Origin of the sequence: Robertmurraya massiliosenegalensis JC6 (assembly GCF_000311725.1) — a bacterium.
Classification (GTDB): Bacteria; Bacillota; Bacilli; order Bacillales; family Cytobacillaceae; genus Robertmurraya; species Robertmurraya massiliosenegalensis.
The window spans coordinates 563,614-568,245 of record NZ_HE978514.1; the positions used below are offsets into that span (position 1 = coordinate 563,614).

Here is a 4,632-nt window from a genome sequence, read left to right on the forward strand (position 1 = left end):
CATGAGCCCTTCATGTGACATACTTTCCTCTGAAAACAGCCGGAGTTTTGTTTCACGAGCCCTTCATGCGACATACCTTCCGCTGAAAACACCCTGAGTTTTGTTTCATGAACCCCTCATGTGACATACCTTCCTCTGAAAACACCCTGAGTTTTGTATCATGAACCCTTCCTACAACATATTTGAATGAAAAAGCGGCATCACGTATGCCGCTCTTCCTTAAACCTTTTCATACATTTTCGCTGTACTTGGATAGATCTCTGTAGGGTATTTGCCTGTAAAGCAAGCGAGGCATTGACCACAGTTTTCATCAGGGCTTACCTTGCCAATTCCATCTAGTAAGCCTTCTACACTTAAAAAGGTTAACGTATCCGCGCCAATAATTTCACGCATTTCTTCGACTGAATGACTCGCTGCCATGAGCTCTTCCTTTGAAGAAGTATCAATTCCGTAGAAACATGGATTTTTAATGGGTGGTGAACTGATCACAACATGCACTTCAGTTGCTCCAGCTTCCTTTAGCATTGTCACAATTCTGCGGCTCGTTGTACCACGAACGATTGAATCATCAACCATGATCACCCTCTTGCCTTCCACGACACCACGAACAGCAGATAGTTTCATTTTTACCCCTTGCTCACGTAAGGATTGAGAAGGTTGAATGAACGTTCTACCAACATATTTATTTTTAATCAAGCCCATTTCATAAGGAATGCCGGACTCTTCTGCATAACCGATTGCAGCAGAAATGCTGGAATCCGGAACGCCTGTGACGACATCCGCTTCAATTGGTACTTCAAGCGCCAATCTTTTCCCAAGATTTTTACGAGCTGTATGAACATTGATTCCTTGAATGTCACTATCTGGTCGAGAAAAATAAACATATTCCATCGAACACATCGCTTGATTGGCAGGCATCGCATATCTTTCAGAACGAATCCCTGAATCATCGATAATCACCAGTTCTCCTGCCTCGACATCACGAACGAAGCTAGCGCCGACGACATCTAAGGCACATGTTTCAGAAGCGACTACATAAGCATCCCCTAAGCGACCGATAGAAAGTGGTCGCATGCCATTTGGATCAAGGGCAATCATCAGCTGTGTTTCTGTCATGATTAAAAATGCATAAGCCCCTTTTAACATCGTCAATGCGTTTTCGACCTGCTCCTCAAGCGGTGCATTGCCACCGCGTCTAATGAGGTGGGCAAGTACTTCGGTATCAGAGCTCGTTTGAAAAATACTTCCTTGTCCTTCAAGCTGGCGCTTTAACGCTGTAGCATTCACTAAATTTCCGTTATGTGCAAGTGCTAGACTTCCAGATTGAGAGTGGAAAAGAAGCGGTTGCACGTTCTCATAGCCACCGCCTCCTGCAGTTGCATAACGGACATGACCAATCGCTCCAAAACCGTCAAGTTGCTGAATCGCTTCTTGTGTGAAAATCTCAGCAACAAGCCCTTCTCCTTTTACCCCTTTAAGCTTCAGACCGTCTGTGACAACCATTCCGGTTCCTTCTTGCCCACGATGTTGTAGGGTGTGTAAACCGTAATAAGTGATTTGGGCAGCATCAGGATGCCCCCAAACACCAAAAATGCCACATTCCTCATTCAATCCCCTTATTTCAGCAAGCATGGGATAGCCCCTTTCCAAGCTGCCTCTAAATCTACCACTTTCTGATCAAGTACAAGCTTGTCATTCGCGTAGATTTCGAGGTTAGATGTATTTGTCGTTTCACCGATTAACTGAGCATTCACTAAGCTCTCAAATTGTGCTTGGTTTTCCTTTTTCACAGATAGTAAGAAACGAGATTGTGATTCACTGAAAAGGGCAGAAGTTACATCCCCATCTACTTTCACTTTCGCACCAAGTTCAGTTGATCCCATTAATCCTTCTGCTAATGCAACCGCAAGTCCGCCTTCTGCCAGATCATGAGCAGATGCAACGAATCCCGCACGAATAGCTGCTAAGACACTCTTTTGGTTCTCGTCTTCCACATCAAGATCGATTTCTGGCGCCTTTCCAAAAATTCGTCCATATGTCAGTTTTTGCAATTCACTTCCACCAAATTCAGGCTTTGTTTCCCCTACTAAATAAATGAGATCTCCAGCGTTCTTAAAGATTTGTGTCGTAACATGTGCAAGGTTTTCCACTAAACCGACCATCCCTACTACAGGAGTTGGATAGACTGCCGTCCCATTCGTTTCGTTATAAAGGGATACGTTTCCACCGATTACGGGTGCATTAAGTTTTGTACAAGCAGCACTCATCCCGTCTACTGCTTTTTCAAACTGCCAGAAAATTTCTGGTTTCTCTGGATTCCCGAAGTTCAAGCAGTCGGTAATCGCTAACGGCTCCCCGCCAGAAGCAACAATATTTCTCGCCGCCTCAGCAACTGCAATTTTCCCACCTGTTTCTGGGTCTAAATAGATATATCTTGAATTACAATCTGTTGTCATCGCCAACGCTTTTTCTGTCCCACGAATGCGGACAATCGCAGCATCTGATCCTGGTGCCACCACTGTATTCGTACGAACCATATAGTCATATTGATCATATACCCATTCTTTGCTAGCGATGGTTGATTGCTTTAAAAGCTGAATGAGTGTTTCATTGTAATCATCTACAGCTGGAACATCATTTTCCATCGCTTGGAACTCACGGAAATATTCCGGTTCAAGAGAAGGCTTATGATATACTGGCGCATCTTCTGCAAGGGCATCTGCCGAGACATTGGCTACAACCTCGCCCTTATGAATAAGACGCAGCATTTTATCGTCCGTTACCGTACCAATTGAGACACATTCCAAACCGTATTTTGAGAATAAATCAACGATTTCTTGCTCACGACCCTTTTTCACGACAATCAGCATACGCTCTTGTGATTCAGAAAGCATCATTTCGTAAGCCGTCATTCCTGTTTCACGCTGTGGCACAAGGTCGAGATTCATCTCAATCCCAGACCCAGCCTTACTTGCCATCTCTGCAGAAGAGCTTGTTAATCCAGCTGCTCCCATGTCTTGAATTCCAACAAGAGCGTCAGACTGGATGAGTTCAAGACAAGCTTCAATAAGCAGTTTTTCCATAAACGGGTCTCCTACTTGAACTGCTGGTCGTTTTTCATCTGAATCCTCTGTTAATTCTTCTGATGCGAAGGTTGCCCCATGAATGCCGTCACGACCTGTTTTCGCACCGACATACATGACCGTATTTCCGACACCATGCGCCTGACCTTTTTTAATATCCTTATGGTCAATTAACCCGACACACATCGCATTAACAAGTGGGTTCCCTTCATAACAAGGGTCAAATTGAATTTCTCCCCCAACCGTTGGAATCCCAATACAGTTTCCATAGCCAGCAATACCAGCAACTACTTCTTTAAAAAGGTAACGGACACGGCTAGAGGCATCCAACTCTCCAAAACGCAACGAGTTTAGTAGAGCAATGGGTCTCGCCCCCATCGAAAAGACGTCACGTATAATTCCACCGACACCTGTTGCAGCTCCTTGGTAAGGCTCTATCGCAGAAGGGTGATTATGACTTTCGATTTTAAAAACAACGGCTTGTTCATCGCCAATATCAACAATTCCCGCTCCTTCTCCAGGACCTTGAAGGACTCGCTCGCCCTTAGTTGGAAACTTTCTTAAAACCGGCTTTGAATTTTTATAGCTACAATGCTCTGACCACATAACAGAGAAAAGGCCAGTTTCTGTATAATTAGGAGTTCTTCCAAGGATTTTCTCCACATTGGCAAATTCCTCGTCAGTTAAACCCATTTCTCGATAAATTTTCTCTTCTTTAATTTGTTCCGGACTTGGTTCAAGCATGATTGACATGTGCTTCCCTCCATAGTTTCTGAATGCTTTGATTACCCGTGATGTGCAGGATTCTTTCGCTACTCCTACCGGAAAAATTTATACGACAACAGCATTTCGAAATGTTTTCACGATCGAGCGGAATAACTTTAAGCCATCTGCTCCTCCTAATAATTCATCAACTGCTCGTTCAGGATGGGGCATCATACCAAGAACATTTCCCTTTTCATTGATGATTCCAGCAATATCCTCTAATGAGCCATTTGGATTGTTTTCATACGTAAAGACGATTTGATTGTTCGCTTTCAATGTTTGAAGTGTTTCTACGTCACAATAATAATTCCCTTCACCATGAGCGATCGGAACCGTGATGACTTCACCGTTTTTATATTCAGAGGTGAAAATCGTTTCGTTATTTTCCACCTTTAAGTTCGTTGGTCTACAAATAAATTTCAAGCTCTCGTTTCGTCTCATCGCACCTGGCAATAATCCGCTCTCTAAAAGGATCTGGAAGCCATTACAAACACCAAGTACAGGTTTTCCTGCATTCGCTGCTTTCACGACCTCTTGCATCACCTTGCTGAAGCGAGCAATCGCCCCTGTACGCAAGTAATCCCCATAGGAAAATCCACCAGGTAAAAGAATTCCATCATACTCATCTAAGTTATCGGTATCATGCCAGACATACTCGACTTCTTCACCCAGTTCGTCTTTAATTGCATGATACATATCTACATCACAGTTGGAGCCTGGAAACACGATGACTGCAAACTTCATTGGGCTACACACTCCTCGATTTCATAGCGATAGTCTTCAA

3 protein-coding genes are annotated in these 4,632 nt (G+C 43.8%); all 3 read right to left on the reverse strand.

Annotation, left to right across the window (positions count from 1 at the left end):
- Window positions 1-219: 219 nt before the first annotated feature.
- The 3 genes from purF to purQ all read right to left on the reverse strand — a co-directional run bounded on the left by purF (window position 220) and on the right by purQ (window position 4,592).
- A complete protein-coding gene (purF, locus tag BMSHG_RS16275; RefSeq protein ID WP_019155521.1) occupies window positions 220-1,632 on the reverse strand; it encodes an amidophosphoribosyltransferase in 1,413 nt (470 codons plus the stop codon).
- Entirely contained in the window at window positions 1,617-3,836 is a 2,220-nt protein-coding gene (gene purL, locus BMSHG_RS16280; RefSeq protein WP_019155522.1) for a phosphoribosylformylglycinamidine synthase subunit PurL, read from the reverse strand. The genes purF and purL overlap by 16 nt, the downstream gene beginning before the upstream one ends.
- A 78-nt stretch (window positions 3,837-3,914) precedes the next feature.
- Entirely contained in the window at window positions 3,915-4,592 is a 678-nt protein-coding gene (gene purQ, locus BMSHG_RS16285; RefSeq protein ID WP_019155523.1) for a phosphoribosylformylglycinamidine synthase subunit PurQ, read from the reverse strand.
- Window positions 4,593-4,632 lie beyond the last annotated feature (40 nt).

Bases quoted from the DNA above. Each gene is read 5' to 3' on its own strand.
- purF (WP_019155521.1), bottom strand. From the start codon at position 1,632: ATGCTTGCTGAAATAAGGGGATTGAATGAGGAATGTGGCATTTTTGGT.
- purL (WP_019155522.1), bottom strand. From the start codon at position 3,836: ATGTCAATCATGCTTGAACCAAGTCCGGAACAAATTAAAGAAGAGAAA.
- purQ (WP_019155523.1), bottom strand. From the start codon at position 4,592: ATGAAGTTTGCAGTCATCGTGTTTCCAGGCTCCAACTGTGATGTAGAT.